Annotated in this window: 19 protein-coding genes; 13 read left to right on the top strand and 6 right to left on the bottom strand. The window is 60.8% G+C overall.

Annotated features, from left to right (window positions below):
- Nucleotides 1-21 precede the first annotated feature (21 nt).
- Complete coding sequence (locus JJE47_02200) at nucleotides 22-291, top strand: hypothetical protein (GenBank protein ID MBK5266222.1); 270 nt, start codon at nucleotides 22-24, stop codon at nucleotides 289-291.
- The gene (gene narI, locus JJE47_02205) at nucleotides 288-1,001 is read left to right on the top strand and encodes a respiratory nitrate reductase subunit gamma (protein MBK5266223.1); all 714 of its coding nucleotides are present in this window, start codon (nucleotides 288-290) and stop codon (nucleotides 999-1,001) included. The genes JJE47_02200 and narI overlap by 4 nt, the downstream gene beginning before the upstream one ends.
- A gap of 215 nt (nucleotides 1,002-1,216) precedes the next feature.
- Here the strand turns inward: narI and JJE47_02210 are convergent, their stop codons facing one another.
- The gene (locus JJE47_02210; GenBank protein ID MBK5266224.1) at nucleotides 1,217-1,630 is read right to left on the bottom strand and encodes a Na+/H+ antiporter subunit E; all 414 of its coding nucleotides are present in this window, start codon (nucleotides 1,628-1,630) and stop codon (nucleotides 1,217-1,219) included.
- On the opposite strand from JJE47_02210, the gene JJE47_02215 reads away from it, so the two are divergent.
- On the top strand, nucleotides 1,615-1,851 hold the full coding sequence (locus JJE47_02215) for a type II toxin-antitoxin system PemK/MazF family toxin (protein MBK5266225.1): 237 nt from the start codon (nucleotides 1,615-1,617) through the stop codon (nucleotides 1,849-1,851). The two genes, JJE47_02210 and JJE47_02215, sit on opposite strands and share 16 nt — an antisense overlap.
- Before the next feature lie 109 nt (nucleotides 1,852-1,960).
- On the opposite strand, the gene JJE47_02220 is transcribed toward JJE47_02215, so the two are convergent.
- Nucleotides 1,961-2,509, bottom strand: a complete 549-nt coding sequence (locus JJE47_02220) for a hypothetical protein (protein ID MBK5266226.1) — start codon at nucleotides 2,507-2,509, stop codon at nucleotides 1,961-1,963.
- 649 nt (nucleotides 2,510-3,158) lie between these two features.
- Here JJE47_02220 and JJE47_02225 point away from each other — a divergent pair.
- The 3 genes from JJE47_02225 to JJE47_02235 all read left to right on the top strand — a co-directional run bounded on the left by JJE47_02225 (nucleotide 3,159) and on the right by JJE47_02235 (nucleotide 6,646).
- Nucleotides 3,159-4,517, top strand: a complete 1,359-nt coding sequence (locus JJE47_02225) for an ABC transporter substrate-binding protein (GenBank protein MBK5266227.1) — start codon at nucleotides 3,159-3,161, stop codon at nucleotides 4,515-4,517.
- Between the two features lie 157 nt (nucleotides 4,518-4,674).
- On the top strand, nucleotides 4,675-5,739 hold the full coding sequence (locus tag JJE47_02230) for a sugar ABC transporter permease (GenBank protein MBK5266228.1): 1,065 nt from the start codon (nucleotides 4,675-4,677) through the stop codon (nucleotides 5,737-5,739).
- Nucleotides 5,740-5,767: 28 nt separating this feature from the next.
- Nucleotides 5,768-6,646, top strand: coding sequence for a carbohydrate ABC transporter permease (locus JJE47_02235; protein MBK5266229.1), 879 nt, complete (start codon nucleotides 5,768-5,770; stop codon nucleotides 6,644-6,646).
- On the opposite strand, the gene JJE47_02240 is transcribed toward JJE47_02235, so the two are convergent.
- Entirely contained in the window at nucleotides 6,643-7,176 is a 534-nt protein-coding gene (locus JJE47_02240) for a hypothetical protein (GenBank protein MBK5266230.1), read from the bottom strand. The two genes, JJE47_02235 and JJE47_02240, sit on opposite strands and share 4 nt — an antisense overlap.
- A 108-nt stretch (nucleotides 7,177-7,284) precedes the next feature.
- Here JJE47_02240 and JJE47_02245 point away from each other — a divergent pair, with 108 nt between their 5' ends.
- Complete coding sequence (locus tag JJE47_02245) at nucleotides 7,285-8,115, top strand: SDR family oxidoreductase (GenBank protein MBK5266231.1); 831 nt, start codon at nucleotides 7,285-7,287, stop codon at nucleotides 8,113-8,115.
- Nucleotides 8,116-8,118: 3 nt separating this feature from the next.
- Here JJE47_02245 and JJE47_02250 read toward each other — a convergent pair whose 3' ends face one another.
- On the bottom strand, nucleotides 8,119-8,376 hold the full coding sequence (locus JJE47_02250; protein ID MBK5266232.1) for a hypothetical protein: 258 nt from the start codon (nucleotides 8,374-8,376) through the stop codon (nucleotides 8,119-8,121).
- 408 nt (nucleotides 8,377-8,784) lie between these two features.
- On the bottom strand, nucleotides 8,785-9,990 hold the full coding sequence (locus tag JJE47_02255; protein ID MBK5266233.1) for an acyl-CoA dehydrogenase family protein: 1,206 nt from the start codon (nucleotides 9,988-9,990) through the stop codon (nucleotides 8,785-8,787).
- A gap of 191 nt (nucleotides 9,991-10,181) precedes the next feature.
- On the opposite strand from JJE47_02255, the gene JJE47_02260 reads away from it, so the two are divergent.
- The 3 genes from JJE47_02260 to JJE47_02270 all read left to right on the top strand — a co-directional run bounded on the left by JJE47_02260 (nucleotide 10,182) and on the right by JJE47_02270 (nucleotide 11,371).
- The gene (locus JJE47_02260; GenBank protein MBK5266234.1) at nucleotides 10,182-10,409 is read left to right on the top strand and encodes a hypothetical protein; all 228 of its coding nucleotides are present in this window, start codon (nucleotides 10,182-10,184) and stop codon (nucleotides 10,407-10,409) included.
- A 4-nt stretch (nucleotides 10,410-10,413) separates the two neighbouring features.
- Nucleotides 10,414-10,695 (top strand): hypothetical protein, encoded by a 282-nt coding sequence (locus JJE47_02265; GenBank protein ID MBK5266235.1) that lies wholly within the window; start codon nucleotides 10,414-10,416, stop codon nucleotides 10,693-10,695.
- A gap of 193 nt (nucleotides 10,696-10,888) precedes the next feature.
- Nucleotides 10,889-11,371, top strand: coding sequence for a hypothetical protein (locus JJE47_02270; protein ID MBK5266236.1), 483 nt, complete (start codon nucleotides 10,889-10,891; stop codon nucleotides 11,369-11,371).
- Between the two features lie 102 nt (nucleotides 11,372-11,473).
- Here JJE47_02270 and JJE47_02275 read toward each other — a convergent pair whose 3' ends face one another.
- Nucleotides 11,474-12,544 (bottom strand): PaaI family thioesterase, encoded by a 1,071-nt coding sequence (locus tag JJE47_02275; GenBank protein MBK5266237.1) that lies wholly within the window; start codon nucleotides 12,542-12,544, stop codon nucleotides 11,474-11,476.
- A 187-nt stretch (nucleotides 12,545-12,731) separates the two neighbouring features.
- Here JJE47_02275 and JJE47_02280 point away from each other — a divergent pair, with 187 nt between their 5' ends.
- The 3 genes from JJE47_02280 to JJE47_02290 form a co-directional block, all read left to right on the top strand.
- Nucleotides 12,732-14,696: a hypothetical protein gene (locus tag JJE47_02280; GenBank protein MBK5266238.1), complete on the top strand. Its 1,965-nt coding sequence runs from the start codon at nucleotides 12,732-12,734 to the stop codon at nucleotides 14,694-14,696.
- Between the two features lie 114 nt (nucleotides 14,697-14,810).
- Entirely contained in the window at nucleotides 14,811-15,797 is a 987-nt protein-coding gene (locus tag JJE47_02285; protein ID MBK5266239.1) for an LCP family protein, read from the top strand.
- Nucleotides 15,798-16,088: 291 nt separating this feature from the next.
- Nucleotides 16,089-16,399: hypothetical protein (locus JJE47_02290; GenBank protein ID MBK5266240.1), on the top strand; the 311-nt coding region annotated here is incomplete at its 3' end.

The following is a 16,399-nucleotide window of genomic DNA, read 5'->3' on the forward strand; positions in this document are numbered from 1 at the left end:
AACTACCGTCGGGGTGAATTCATGGCCGACCTGAAACGAGACATGGAGCGGGTGGGAATCGACCTGCACGGCGAGTTGCCTGATCATCTCGACCCGGTGCTCCGCTACCTCGACGCAACCCCCTCGCCCCTCCCTGACCTGATCGTCGACCTTCCAAAGGCTGTTGGCATCATGCGGACCACACTGAAGAAGGCGGAATCTGCAAATCCGTACCGTCATCTGCTGGCTGCCACGGCAGATGTGGTCGAACAAGCGATCGGAAGCCATAACGAGACTGGAGATCCCCGATGAACAATCTGCTGTTTGTGGTGTTTCCCTATGTGGCAGCGACATTGGCGATTGTGGTGACGATAACTCGGTGGAGACGCCATCCATTCTCGGTTTCGGCGTTGTCGTCGCAACTCCTCGAAAAGCGTAAATTGTATTGGGGTTCCGTGTCGTTCCACTGGGGCATCACGATCATCCTTCTGATGCATCTGGTGGTACTAATCATTCCGAGTGGGATCAGGTTTTGGAATGGCGCCCCGGTCCGGCTTTACCTTCTTGAGGGGACCGGCATCGCGCTGGCTGCCTGGGCCGGAGTTGGCCTGGTGATTCTGTTGTACCGACGATTCACGAACCTTCGAGTCCGGGCAGTCACGACCCGAGCCGACCTGGTGGTGCTAGCCATTATTGCCGTCGCCATCGTTACCGGCCTTTGGACAGCTATTGGATACCGTTGGGGTTCGTTCTGGGGCACCGCCGTATTCGTTCCATACGTACGGTCGCTGCTGGTATTCCAGCCCAAGCCCGAGTTGGTCGAATCGTTGCCATGGGTAATCAAGACACACGTGCTGACAGCTTTCGTGTTTCTCGTGGCATTCCCGTTCACAAGACTCGTGCACATCATCACGGTCCCGCTCGGGTATCTGACCCGGCCATGGCAGAAAGTGATTCGGCTCAGCCAGGAGCCGGCCGTTTACCATCCCGGGTCAAAGAAGCTGCTCGATCGCATCAAATAACACCCGACGAAATAGATCTATCGGCATTACTCCGGAGCTGGCCCACACGACACACCAGCATGCGTCGCCGGCCCCTTGGGTGCCGAGGACGACAAGGCCTTCGCCGCCGAGATATCCGACGTGGCTAACACTCCCGGCTCCGTTCGAAAAGGGGTACCTGCCGTGAGACTGATCTGGACTGAACGCTCCCCGGTGGCGCTTTACGCGGGGACGCGTCACTCGCTCCGAAGGGCTGCCCCGGTCCGAGCGGGATATACCCTGGCGGCTAGTCGTTCCAGACTTCTCACCGTCTCCTGCACCTCGTCGACCGACGAGAAGTGGAGCACATGGATATACAGCGTGGTCGGCTCCTCGGTGAGTTCCACGGCCAGGCTTCCGGGAGTGAACGAGACGGCGTTTGCCACCAGGAGCGCGGCATTCAGCGAGCCCACCTGGAGGGGCACCGCAACGATCGCCTCGCGGATCTGGTCGTTGCTAGGTGTGATCACCTCCCAGGCCACCCGCAGGTTCGACACCACCACCATCCCGGCGTACCTCACGAGGAACACAACCAACCCGGCCAAGCTGGCGCTCGTGTCGGCGGCGAAGCTCTCGCGAAGTCGCTCGATAAGTCGTGCAATCTGACGCATTCCTTCCTCGCTCGGTGGTCCTTGTTGCCCCAACGTCGACGAGCGCACGATCTGCATCGTTTCGACCCGAAATTGAGATCGCTGGTAAGTCAACTCGTGTCCTCGTAGAACACGTCGGTGCCGTCGACATCGGCCGACTGGGAGATCTCGAAGGCCACCTGACGCCGCAAGAACAATGGGGCGTCGACGCGGCCCTCCTCACCGTGTTAGGCCTGAACTGACTTAGCCCTCGTGGCCCCCGAGCGAGTCCGGGACCGGATCAACTGGTTCCAGGCTCGCATTTTCGGTCCGACAGCCAACAACCGTTTGACTCGACTGCATCGCCCGGTCTTACCCGGTGGGACTCCATGTAAGGATCACTTCGGCATAGGTCCCATAGTCGGCGATCTGCACCAGCGAAGCCACCGTTTCGCTGCCACCGATCACCATCCCCTCGGCCGACGTGACTTCCATGCCCTGATCGGCGAACCAGGTCTTATACATCTCAAGCACCGAAGCTGTGTCGCTCGGATCGATTTGAACAGTGACCGACGTGGAAGCACCCTCAGGGGTGTCGAATGTGGAAACGAACGTCACTTCGGAGCCATCGGGAATCGGCATCGGGAAATCTGCGGGTACCTCGGTGCCACCCATCTCGATAGTGGATTCGTTCCCCTCATCGTCGGTCCCGGTGATGACAACCGTCCCGTCGGTACTGTTGAAATCAACCGTGCTGCCGTCTTCATCGGTGACCTGCATCGACGCACCATCATCAGTGATGGTGACGTCGGCTCCGGTTTCGTTCTCGATGACCTTTTCGGCGACCGTCTCTGCCGCGTTCCCGCACGCCGACACAAGTAGTGCCGTCACCGCCCCGACCACCATTGTCCGAGTTCTCATGGAGTTCTCCTCTCAATGGCGTCAGTTTACGGACCGCGCAGCGTGAGATGCCGGACTTTGTGCGTCGTTTTCGTACGTAACCTTTTTCATCAAACGGCACAACAGGTACGACTTCGTCTGAGGACTGGAGAGCGTTACGCACTCAATGTCGCGAAGCCGTGAGATACATCGACAGTCATCCGGATCGGACGGTTCTTTGTGGATGGTCGACATGCGTCGGAGTATTTCTTGACCTCGCACCATAAACCGGGCGTTCGGCCCTAACTCTGTTCGACTCAGACCGTACGATTCGGGATTAGAACAACCATTGACAGGAGCGCTCCCCGCGAGTCACCATAAGGCGTCTGGATCAGGTCGCCCCGAGCTTATTGGCGAAGTAGAGGTCAGGAGGCCACCCCGGGGAAACAGCCCGATTTCATCGGCGAGATTGGAACCGTTTCCAAATCGACGTTTAACAAGGTGGGGCTGGAATCGGTTCCATCGTGTGAATTCCCCGCAGGGACGCAATCGATTGCAGGTGACCTCTCGTGTTGACGAACACTTACTAAGGCAATATCGTGCGAATCTCCACCCGGATTCTTCGGGTGGAAACTGAGGAGGAAATCAGATGAAGACAAGTAGATGGCTCTTTGCCTTTGTGGCACTAGTCATGATCCTTGCAGCCTGTGGCGGCGATTCAGCTACCACAACAACGGCCGCAGGAGCAAGCGACACGACAACAGCCGGGACACCGGACACTACCGCTGCCACGGAGACCACCGAACCACCGGCTTCCGGCGCATGCGACGGCGAACAAATCGTGCTGAGGGTGTTCACGGGAGCCGTGGGCCAGGAGCTCGAAATGGCTGTCAACCAGGCCGATCGCTACATGGCCGAAAATCCCTGTATCACTATCGAGAGCATTGATACCCCCGACTTCGTCGAGGACCGCTTGGGAACGTACCTGCAGCTATTCGAGGCCCAGTCCCCTGAGGGTGACATCTTCCAGATCGACGTCATCTGGCCCGGCGACCTCGCCGAGCACTTCGTCGACCTGAACGAGTACGGTGCTGCCGAAGTAACCGGCGCCCACTTCCCGGCAATCATCGAAAACAACACGGTAGACGGCAAGCTCATCGGTATCCCATGGTTCACCGATGCCGGCCTGCTCTACTACCGGTCCGACCTGCTTGAGAAGTACAACCTCGATCCACCAAAGACGTGGGACGAACTCGAAGCGGCAGCTACGACCATTCAAGAGGGCGAGCGTGCCGACGGCAACCAGGACTTCTGGGGATACGTCTGGCAGGGCAACGCCTATGAAGGTCTTACCTGTGACGCCCTCGAATGGATTGCTTCGGCTGGTGGCGGTTCGATCATCCAACCCGACGGTACGATCACCATCAACAACCAGGCTGCCATTGACATCGTCGATCAGGCTGCAGGCTGGGTTGGCACGATCTCGCCTCCGGGTGTGACCGCCTACGGTGAAGAAGACGCTCGTGGTGTATGGCAGGCTGGCAACGCCGCCTTCATGCGCAACTGGCCATATGCTTACTCGCTCGGTAACGCCGACGATTCAGCGGTCAAGGGCCTGTTCGACGTTTCGGCACTCCCCGGCGCAACCGCCGGTCAGAGCGCTGCGACGCTCGGTGGATGGCAGCTGGCTGTTTCGAAGTATTCGGAGCACCCCGCAGAAGCTGCCGCCTTCGCACTGTGGATGGCATCAGAACCAGAGCAAAAGTATCGGGCCATCACCGGTTCGCTGAACCCGACGATCGTGTCGCTGTATGAGGATGCAGACGTCCTCGAAGCCGCACCGTTCTTCGGCAGCCTGCTCGATGTGTTCACCGCTGCCGTGGCTCGTCCTTCGACGATCACGTCGCCGAGCTACAGCGATACGTCGGCTCTGTTCTTCAATGCAGTGCATAGCGTCCTGACGGGCGACAAGAATGCCGAGGATGCGTTCCTCGAACTCGAACTCGACTATCAGGACCAGTTCCCGGACTTCACGGTCGGGACCCCGTAAGACAACTAACCATGCAGTAAACCGGAAGGGGGAAGGCACGGTGCCTTCCCCCTTTTTGATTTATCCCGACCTACCCGACGAGTTCCAGGCACGTCTGCTTGTATAGGTGAGGAGGAGAAACGTGGCCGCAGTTACTGAGTCAGAAGGACCCACGAAACTGAGCAAACCTGGCGCGCTCTTGGACAACGAGCAGCGCCTTGCCTACTGGCTGTTGGTTCCCACATTCCTCATCCTGTTCGCCGTGGCCTTCTACCCGCTGGGTTCGGTCTTTTACTCGAGCCTCACGAACGATACGTTTGCAAGTGCCGCGCCTACGGAATTCGTCGGACTACAGAATTACAAGAACCTGCTGAGCGTCACCTTAGTCGAGCTTCCCCCGGAGATCGACGAGGCAACGGGCCAACAGGTGATTGACCCGAACACGGGGGAACCCGAGTTCGTTTCCCCGATACAGGCATTGCCGCGCGACCCCCGACGCTACCGGGAGGTGTCCACGTTCGGTTTATTTGGCAACCAGTACGTTTTCGGGGCGACCGACGCCGAGTTCATCGAGAGCATCTACGACACAACCCGCTTCAGTCTTGTCACGATCGTCATGGAAACCTTGCTCGGTCTCGGGATAGCGATCGCGCTCAACAATGCATTCCCGGGTCGAGGCTTGATGCGGGCCGCCATGCTCGTCCCGTGGGCGATCCTCACCGCCGTGTCATCGCGGATCTGGGAATGGATGTTCATCGACACCAGGGCGGGCTTCTTCAACATCATCTTCCAAAAGCTCGGATCTACCGACGGTCAAACACCCTTCCTGGCCGATTCCAGCACCCAGCTTCCGGCGGCCATCGTCATCGACGTATGGAAGACCACCCCTTTCATGGCGCTCCTGCTTCTCGCCGGGCTCGCCATCATTCCTTCGGAACTTTATGAAGCGGCCGAGGTCGACGGCGCCAACAAGTGGAAACAGTTCACCGCCGTCACGTTGCCACTTCTTAAGCCCACCCTCGCAGTGGCGCTGGTCTTCCGCACCCTTGACGCCTTACGAGTATTCGACCTTTTCCAAATCGTGTTTGCTCAAAAGAAGTACTCGATGGCCAGCTTTGCGTATTACCAGCTGATCGACAGCCAGGCCCTCGGGTATTCGTCGGCGGCTTCAGTGATCATCTTCTTCATCATTACGGTTTTCGCCATCCTCTATATCCGCTTCCTGGGGGTCACCAGTGACTGACATGGCCCACGACCAAGCCACACAGGCGATGCGCACGGCCGATCGCAAGAAGTCCGGTATCAAATGGAACCGGGTCGGCTTTTGGTTGCTCATCATTTTGATCGCCGCGTTCCTGCTGTTCCCGTTCTATTGGGCCATCAATTCGTCGTTCAAAACCGAGGCGCAACTGCGGATGACACCCGGTACGTTCATCCCCCGCGACCCCAATACCGGGGCGATGTCGTTCACCTTCCAGAACTACAGCGCCGTATTCGCCAACAAAACGTTCCTTGGAACGCTGCGCAATAGCGTCATCCTGGCAACAACGGTTACCACCCTGGCTCTTACCATCGGATCATTCGCAGGGTTTGCACTCGGCAAGCTTCGCTTCCGGGGCAAGACGCCCTCGCTGTATCTGATCCTTTCGATGACCATGTTCCCGCAGGTGGCAGTGCTCACCGGCCTGTACGCCGTGATCCAGAACCTGGGTATCTCGGCTCGTCCGTCAATGATCCTTTCATACATGCTGTTCACACTCCCATTTACCGTTTGGGTGCTGACCTCGTTCTTCAAGGCGCTACCAGACGACCTGATTCAATCTGCACAGGTCGATGGCGCGACACCGTTCCAGGCGTTCCGTCTGGTCCTACTTCCGTTGACCGCGCCCGCTTTGGTGACCACCGGGCTGCTGGCATTTATTGCTGCCTTCAACGAGTACCTGTTCGCCCTGACGTTCACGACCATCGAGCCAAACGCCCGGACGGTACCGGTTGGCATTGCCCTGTTCACCGGCCAAGTCGCCCGACAGGAACCATTCGGTGAGATCATGGCTGCGGCGGTGCTCGTGACCATCCCGCTCATCGTGCTCGTGCTGATCTTCCAGCGTCGAATCATCGGCGGCCTCACCGCAGGAGCCGTGAAGGGCTAAACAGCCGGAGTATTGGTCTTATCTGCGCGGCGAACTCGCATCGCATCCACCATGGCGATCGCCAAGAATGGAAGCGGAGCTCCCGCGAGGATTCCGGCCGCAGGCGAGATGCGTTGGACCACCAACGTGTAGAGCGCACAGATCATCACGGCCACCACCCGACTCAGGAGCGAATGAACCTCGTCACGGCGGAACGCCACGACCCCTCCCGCCCCGAACCCGGCCACAAGGGCTACCGGAAGATTCACAATCGAGATCGGGGCGGCAACCACCCCCCAGAGGACGGTCGCCAGAGCGGCGGCCCGGAAGCCGCGGGGGTGTTGGGACACAAGAGCGGCAACCACAAACACGCCGGGCACCAGACCAAGGCCAATGCCAATGATGCCACCGGCCAGGATCGTCTCCTCCCCCCTCCCGGTTGCAAACCCGAAAACGAACAGGATGAAGTCCATCACCATGAGCACCGTCGCCAGCGCGACCGCTACCCACCGTCGGGCCCGGGCTCTGCGTTCTTCGGGATCCAATGTCACCCCGGCACGGTAGTGGATCGGCCGAAGCCTCAGGCCAAACGAGGCCACCCATTACGCTCTAGCCTTGGCGTGCGGCGAGTCTCTGTGGCCAATAAGGAAGAAGTAACGATGACCGGTCAGGCGAATTCTGCGAACGATCTCACTGGACATGTCGCCCTGGTCACGGGCGCCAACCACGGCATCGGCGCAGCCACCGCCCGGCGCCTGGCGAGCGCCGGGGCCTCAGTTCTCATCACGTATTTGCGAGTTGAGGATCCGGTCGATCCAGGGACACCAGACCTGATCCGGCGTAACCGGGCCGGAAACGCAGATCAGGTCCTCGCCGCCATTGCGGAAGCCGCCGGATCAGCCCTGGCCATCGAAGCCGACCTTGCTGACGAAACGGCCATTTCGGGACTATTCGAGGCAGCCGAGCAGGCATTCGGTCCGGTCGACATTCTGGTCAACAACGCCACTGGCTGGGTCGCCGACACCTTCAAGAACGTCTCAGCGGACCGCCTCGGTCGCTTGCTGCGTCCAGTGTCATCCGCAACGTTCGACCAGCAGTTTGCGGTCGATGCTCGGGCCACGGCGCTGCTCATCGCCGAGTTCGCCAGACGCCACGTCGAGCACGAACTCGACTGGGGCCGCATCGTTGGCCTGACTTCGGGCGACCCACTCGGATTCCCCGAAGAGGTCTCCTATGGAGCGGCGAAAGCGGCGCTGGAGAACTTCACGATGTCGGCCGCCTTCGAACTAGCCGACCGGGGCATCACCGCCAATGTTGTCTACCCGCCAGTGACCGACACCGGGTGGGTCACCGACGAAGTCCGCCAGGTGGTCGACGAGAGTTTGACCCTGCTCCACGTCGCGGACCCTGAGGACGTGGCCGACGTCATCGCCTTCGTCGTCTCAGACCGGGCACGCCTGATCACCGGAAATGTGATTCACTTGCGCTGAGGTTCAGCCGGCAGCGGACATATCGAGCGGCTCGAACGACAGCAGCGGCGCGGGAATCCATCCTTCCTGCGGATTGGGACCGACCGTCTTGACAAGGTAAAAGTCGAGGACCGGATTCTCCGGATACAGGAGAATCCGGTCCTGCGTCCCATGCGGCGCCGATCCGGTGATGCTGAAACGCTGATGGCTGTACAGCAGAACAACGGACTGGAGCATTTGCCCATCGAACATCCCGTTCAGCCAGGCCATTGTGTCTGTCACTCCCCCACTTGACCGGTATCCCGCACACGGTCGGGTCGGGATTGTCGGGGAACGGAAGATCGGGGACGTCGGCGTCGCGCACCAGACCGGCCGAGATGGTCGAAGACGGGGCCGGCCGCTGAGTGGTCGATCGGGTCGGGCCGATTGGCGACAAAGACACTCACCAAACCGATGGCCACCGCGATGGCGAAGGAACCGGCGAACATGAGATACCTGCGGTTCTGGGAAGGCATCGTCATTTGCCCCAACCTCCAACCCCTGAGAGCTATTCCTCAGCACGGGCGAGTTGACGTATCCCGCGAGCCCATGACCGTGATCATATGCCATATCGGCCGGATCCTGGACCGACAGGTTTTGGCGTGTTCGACAAAACGTCCCGGGTCGACGCTCAACCAAACCAGCCGCGGATCAGACAGCCTGTGAGGCGTACCGACGTAAGATACGGCGGCCCAGGGACGTCTTGTGGACTTCGTCGGCACCGTCGTAGATGCGGGCGGCGCGCTCGTGGCGATACCAGTACGACAGGATCGTATCGTCGGTCACGCCCAGGGCGCCATGCACCTGGATGGCCGTGTCGACGGCTTTGAGCATTGTGTTGGCCACCGAGAACTTGATGGCCGAGATCTCATCACGGGCCGCTTTGGCTCCGTACCGGTCGATCATCCAGGCGGCATGCAGCGTCTGGAGACGGGCCCCGCGGATTTCGGCGTCGAGTTCAGCCACCCAATGCTGGATGGCCTGCTGATCGGCCAGGGTGTCACCATTCTCGTTGATCACCCGGTAGTTGGCCCGGGCGCACATGAGATCAAAAGAACGGCTCGCAATACCCAACCAGCGCATGCAATGGTGGATCCGACCTGGGCCGAGGCGTTCCTGGGCCATGGCGAATCCGGCCCCTTCGGTTCCGAGCAGGTTTGCCTGGGGCACCCGGCACCCCTGGTAGATGACCTCGGCGTGACTGGCATGACCGGACCCGGGATGGCCCATCATCGACACGTTGCGAACCAAGTTGAACCCGGGCGTGTCGGTGGGAACGAGAATCATGCTGGCCCGCTGATGGGGCGGGGCCTCGGGGTTGGTGACCGCCATCACAATCGCGAAGGCGGCCCCGTCGGCGGCGGTCGTAAACCATTTCTGCCCGTTGATCACATAGTCGGTGCCGTCTTTGACGGCAGTCGTGGCCATCATCGTCGGGTTCGAACCGGGCATTTCGGGTTCGGTCATCGAAAAACAACTGCGGATCTCTCCGGCGACGAGCGGACGCAGGAAACGTTCCCGCTGATCATCGGTGGCGTATGCATGAAGGATCTCAATGTTGCCGGCGTCGGGCGCCTGCACTCCGAACACGATGTGTCCGAGCGGGCTTCGGCCGAGCGCTTCGGATACGAGGCCATGTTCGAGCATGCTCAACCCCAATCCACCGAACTCGACCGGATGGTTGGGCGCCCACAGTTCCATCTGGCGAACCTTGTCCTGGGCGTGCCGCACCATCTCGTCGAGAGTCGCCTGGTCTCCGTGCAATAGTTCGCCTTCGAGAGGGATAACCTCCGTGTCCATGAACTGGCCGACCATGTCCAAAATGGTGGTCATCTTCTCCGAGATCTCGAAGTCCATACGCGTGCCATCCTCTGCTGCTCTAGGCGCCTGGGGTCACACTACGCCGATGGGCGCCTCACCCCAACGGCCCTTCGACCCGAACCCTCCCGCATTCGTCCCACGATCGGGGATACCCGGCCAGCTGCGGCGGCGACGATCTGTGACGGACGACTCTGGTGATGAAAATTGAGCTTCGGTAGGGTGGCCTCATGGCTACCAGACAGCAGGCAACACTTCGCGATCGAACCCCCTGGGACCCCTTGAACGGGCTCCGGGTTGGGGCTCTCACGGGCGGAGTCGTCGGCGGCCTGGTTTCGGTGGGCCTGAGCGTCACCCCTCTGGGACCGGTACTAATCGGTACGATCGGTGGTGGCGTCATTGGCTACCGGAGCGAAAAACGCAAGCAGAGCGGCCAAACCAAACCAACCCGGGAGTAGCACCATGAAGAACACCTTCACAACGGTTCAGGCTGAAGCGATCGCCGCCGAGATCGGCCTCGACTTCACCGACCATCGCTTCGATGTCGAGCAATTCCGGATGGGTCTCGAGGTCGAACTCGAACACGGAGATAAAGACGCCCTGACCGATGTCACCGGCAACGATCTGGCCGCCACCGGCAAGATCGCCTGGGCTCATCTCAACGAGTTCCCCGACTACTACACCCGGCTGGCTGATATGGAAGCCGAAGCGAAGGAATACTGGAACAGTCAGCCGCCTGCCTAGCCGAATCGCCATATTCTGACCATCGTTTGAGCCTGTCACAGACTGGTTCTGTTTGCCGTGCCATGGCGCAGAGATGGGCGTTCTGCCCGACAAGGCCACGCAGAGAAAACGTAGGATCACTACATGTCCTCTGCGAAGATGGCCACCGTCAAACAAGTCGGGGCTAACGCGCGAGTGCGCAATGGTGGTGATCGTGGATAATGACGATCCCCGGATACTCGAACCCGGTCACGCCCCGACGCCATTCACTGCCGACGAGATACGTTCTGGCTGTCCGGCCGGGCGGACGATGAAACTGCTCGTCGAAGCAGCGGTCGAACCCCCGTACCATCGACACATCAAATTCATCGAGGTCGACGACCGCGGCGCCACCCAGGATTTGTGGCGCACCACCCTTGACGGTCTCCCGTTGGGCGAAATCGACACGGTGTATTCGACGTGGGACGAACTTCAGAGGCATGCCTCATTCCGGGCGGCAGCGACGGCCATCGAATCCGAGTCCATCGACCTGGACACCGGCACGGTCGATTGCCTCCGCTACACGGTTCGCGAAGGCATCACCATCCACACGTTCTGGTTTGCCCCCACCCTCCCTGGCATGCCGGTCAAGTTCACCGCCCACGCCGACGACCGGCTGACCTACCTTTCGGTGATGATCGCCAACACGCCTCGTTAGACGGGTCGGTGACGGTCAAGTCGAGGCTTGGAGCTAGCTCAGGCTGCTCCAAAACGGGCCCGCCAAAGGGTTGTGGCAACACCGTGATGAAACACAGCTCCCCTAATTAGGAGTGAGTTCGTGGGCGGCACCACCAGCCATGAGATGCTCGACGCCGTCAGGAATGAGCATGGCCGACCCGGTGGCGGTCGCTACTTTGTTTCCATCGGCGTCCACCATCTCGGCCGTGGCAACCCGGAGCCGATGGCCACGATGTTGGACTTCGCCCCGGACCGTCAGGGTACGACCATCGAGCATGGGTGGCCTGAAGAACCGCACTTGCAGGTCGATCGATGCATTGAACTCGCCGGGCTCCAGGGTCGAGAAAATTGCGCCTTCGACGGCCGTATCGAGTGCCCACGAGATGGCCCCGCCATACATGGCGGGCATCCCGGCACTGAACCATGGACTGGCCGGCCATTCGAGGGTGTAGGTGCCGTCGCCCATCTCCACGGCTCTGTGGCCGGTCATGCGAGTCACGGGACCCACGTCGAGCTCGCCGGTTATCCATTGCTTGTCGAACACTTCTCGTGGGCCGTATTTACTGTGCTCATGCCACACATTGAGCGTGTCAGGTAGTGGCCTCAAGTATGGGTCGACCGGGTCACTGATTGGCGCGCCGGGAGGTATGACCTCCGCAGCACCTCCGCCGGGTATGTCGATGACGACGCATCGAGTCGAGGCGAAGGCCAGGAGCCGGCCATGCACGTCTTCGATGCGCGCTTCCGACAGGCCAAGACTGTTACCGAGGTGGACCGTCTGACCATGACCGATCAGCTTCTCCGCATCGGGGGTAGCCAGGCGGAGATAGCTCAAGGTCAGCTCGGAGGTCGTTAAGACTTTGCCGGGCGGGAGTCCGGTGAGCAGTGCGGTCCCGACGACCGCGTCGGAGAAGAACGCATATACCCCGCCCCATATGACGCCATAACGATCATGCATCCAATCCGTAACAGGCATCTCCCAGGTCACTGCGCCGGGGTCGGCTTGGGTAGGTCGAATACCCGTGAGGTGGTGAATCGGCGGCATCGCCGCGGTACCCGTAACCATGCTCCGAACGGTTTCGATCCCGGGAAGGGCAAGCAGGCCAAAGTTGCCGATGACGCCGCGAACGGGTTCGTCGTGAAACGATTGCATAACACGCAACCTAGAGCAGGCCAACGGTGTTTGCCGGCAAAACGCCGGGTATGCCAACGCCGGCATTTTGCGCTCACACCTTGGGCGCCGGCAGCGGGGCCAAGTCCGACGGCATCGCCGCCAGCGGCGTAGAATCGGCGTCTCCTCAGTAAGGACACACGAAATCGTCATTCGCCCCACCGGAACCGTGACGTTCCTTTTCACCGATGTTGAAGCCAGTACCCGTCTCTGGGAAACCTATCCGGAGGCCATGAAAGATGCTCTCGCCAAGCATGATCGTGTCGTGCGCTCGGCCATTGAAGAGAACGATGGGGTTGTCTTCACAACAGCCGGCGACGCGTTTTGCGCCGCATTTTCCGCCCCACAACAAGCTCTCAAGGCCGCTCTTGACGCCCAACTTGGCTTGGCAGCCGAGGACTGGGGAGTTCTCGGAGACCTAAGAGTCAAGGCAGCGCTCCACACGGGAAATGCCGACGAACGAGACGGCGACTACTTCGGACCGCCGCTCAACCGGTGCGCTCGCCTTCTGTCCACGGGCCATGGTGGCCAAATTCTTGTCTCCTCCGCAACGGCCAGCCTCGTCCAGGACAATCTCGCCTCCGGGATTGGACTGAAAGATCTAGGCGCGCACAATCTGAAGGACCTTGAACGGCCCGAGCATGTGTTCCAGGTCACGCATCAGGGATTGCCTTCCGACTTCCCCGATCTTCGGTCGGAGCGACCAGCCTTGGACGCTGCCGAACAGGTCGCCGCCGGACGCCAATCGCACGCTTCCCAGCAATGGGAACCCGCGTATGTCGCCCTGGCGGCCGCTGCGAAGGCAATCGACCTGGAGGCCGAGGATCTCCAGCGCCTGGGAGAGGCCGCGTTTTGGACGGGCCGGAGCGACGAGGGCATCGCCATACGGGAGAAGGCGTTCGGGCTCTACTCGAGGGAGGGAAAGCGCGAAGCGGCCGCCCTCATCGCCCTCGCCCTGGCCGACTCGTACAAGTACCGGCTGGCCAAAGCAGTATCGAGGGCGTGGGTAGCCAGGGCAGAGAGTTTGATCAACGATCTCCCCGAGTCTGAGGCCTACGGCTACCTGCTCCGATGGAAGTCGGTTGCCAGTTTCGAAACCGAAGGCGACTCCGAAAAGGCCGTGGCACTGGCGGAAGAGGTCATCGCACTCGGCAGCGCGCTTGAGAATCGAAGCCTCCGTGCGCTTGGACTCCAGGACAAGGGTCGGTTTCTCGTGGCGATGGGACAAGTCGACGAGGGCATGACGCTCATTGACGAGGCCATGGTGGCGGCCGTATCAGGCGAGCTATCGCCCGATGCGACGGGTCGCAGCTACTGCAACATGCTGACCGTGTGCGACCAGGTCGCCGACTATCAGCGCGCCACAGAGTGGAGCGACGCGGCTCAGGCATGGTGCGAACAGCACTCCGATTCGGCCTACCCGGGCGTGTGCCGGATCGTCCGAGCGGAACTGAAGTGGCTACGAGGCGACTGGGAGACAGCCACCGCCGAGCTTGATAGGGCGGTCACCGAGCTTCATGGGTTCACGTTGATTGTTGGTTCTGCCCTCTATCAGAAGGGCGAGGTGGAACTGCGGGCCGGTAACCTCACCGAAGCCGAAGATCTCTTTCGGTCAGCTCACGAACACGGCTACCCGGTGTTGCCAGGGCTGGCGGAGTTACGGCTAGCACAGGGCGATTCTGAGGCGGCCAGCCAGCTCTTGTCGGATGCATTCGGGACCGACCAACTGGGCCCGCTGGCCCGGGCCAAATACCTACCAGCTCTTATCGATACCCAACTGTCGCTTGGACACATCGACGAGGCGAAAGCCTCGATCACCGAACTCGAGGGGGTTGCCCGATCGTGCGACTCATCTGCCATGCGGTCATCTGCACTTCACCGGCGGGCGGTCATATCACTCCGAGAAGGCCGCACGGCCGACGCGATCGAAGAACTACGTGAGGCCATTCGGCGTCGGAACGAACTCCAAATGCCGTATGAGACAGCCCAATCAAGGCTTCTGCTCGCCGAAGCCCAACATGAGGCAGGTCACGACTCGGCTGCCCGCTTGGAGCTCTCCTCCGCCAAGTCGGCGTTTACGTCGTTAGGTGCCAAGATAGACATTGACCGTGTGGAGACTCTGATCGGCGCCTAGACGGGATCCTTTGACAGGGTTTCGGAAACCCACGACCCGAGAGCGCTCAATACTCGATATGATGCGATCGGCCCATTCAGGGCTAGACCCCCACTATCTTCGAATGGCTCCCTCATGGATGAAACCACCGTTATCGATATCACCGAACCACCCCCCGTACCGCAACGCAAGCGGCGCCCGTTCCGGTTCTTGTTCAAACTCATCATCGTTCTGCTCGTCGTCACCCTGGGCGCTCTTTACTGGGGATTGGCCCAGATCCCCCATGTCGAGCCCGAACCAGACCTGGCCTCCGGCTTTGTCACCCAGACGTTCCTCCTCATTGGCAGCGACAGCCGTGCCGACCTGCCCGACGGACTCGCCGGCAGCTTTGGCGACTTCGGCGGTGAACGGGCTGATGTCATCATCCTGGCCCGTCCGAGCGGCGGAGCTCTCCAACTGCTGAGCTTGCCGCGCGACCTGAAGGTCACGGTCGAAGGGCATGGGACCAACAAGATCAACGCCGCGTACGCATTCGGCGGGGCAGCCTTGTTGGCAGATACCGCTTCGGCTGCCACCGGCATCCCAATCCACCATGTCGTCGAGATCGACTTTGCCGGGTTTGCCGCACTCGTCGACGCCCTGGGCGGGATCGATATCGCTTTCCCAAATGCAGCACGAGACACTAAGTCGGGACTTGAGGTCGCCGCCGGAACCACCCACATCGATGGAGCCACCGCGCTGGCCTTCTCCCGGTCGCGTTCGTACCAGGAGAACATCAATGGCAAGTGGGTGTCGGTCGACGCCGACGACATTGGACGAACCGGCCGCCAGCAGCAAACCTTGGAAGCCATGCTGCACCGGGCCGCTTCTGTGCAGGGAGTAGCCCGTATGCCCCTGTTCCTCAGCAAGCTGGGAGTCTCCACCCGGATCGACAAAGGGCTTGGCCCGATCGGCGTTCTCACCGCCGCCTTCGGCATGTGGAAGGCCGACGTTGACGCCACAACGGTCCCGGTCCGCTTCTCCAACGAAGGGGGCGTCTCCTATGTCGTGTTCGACGGCGACAAAGCCGACGACGTCATCGCCCGATTCCTCACGGGCGAACCGCTCACTGCCGTTGATTGATCCCCGAACAACCCACGGGGCGACCTGGAACTTCGTGCATGTGTCGACACCTCAGGGAACGCCCTTCGAACGAGCCCGGCAAACCCTCTCGCAATCACGCCTAGCCTTCGGCCATGCGAAAACTCTGGCGGTGGCTGGTCGACTTCTTCTCCTCTATCGGCGACTTCCCAGGAGAGCCAGTCGCGCAGCGCTCCAGGCGCGTCATCTTCGTCGTCGCCTCCACCAATCGCGACGCTGCTGACGATCCCCACAGCTCTCGACCTTGGCGGTCAGGGGTTCACCACGTCGGCCGTGGCACTTTGGATCGTTATTGCAGTCGGGCCGATCGGCCTCCTCATCCTCAACGCCCGGCCCCAATGGTTCGGATGGGTGGTAACGGCCACCTTCGCAGCGGTCGTAGCCGAGACCTCGTACTTGACAGCGCTCGTCGGCGGACTCCTCCGGTCGGGACTCGGCGAGGCGAACATTCTGATCATCCCTCTCGCGGCGCTGATGATCTTTGGTCGGCGGGCCACGCTTGGTTGGTTTGCTGTGTTCGTTGCCACCGTGGTGTGGGGAGCTGCGGTGCCGGGCAAGGGCAACATGGAAACCTGGCTCCTCGT

This window comes from Acidimicrobiia bacterium, from assembly GCA_016650365.1.
Classification (GTDB): domain Bacteria; phylum Actinomycetota; class Acidimicrobiia; order Spongiisociales; family JAENVV01; genus JAENVV01.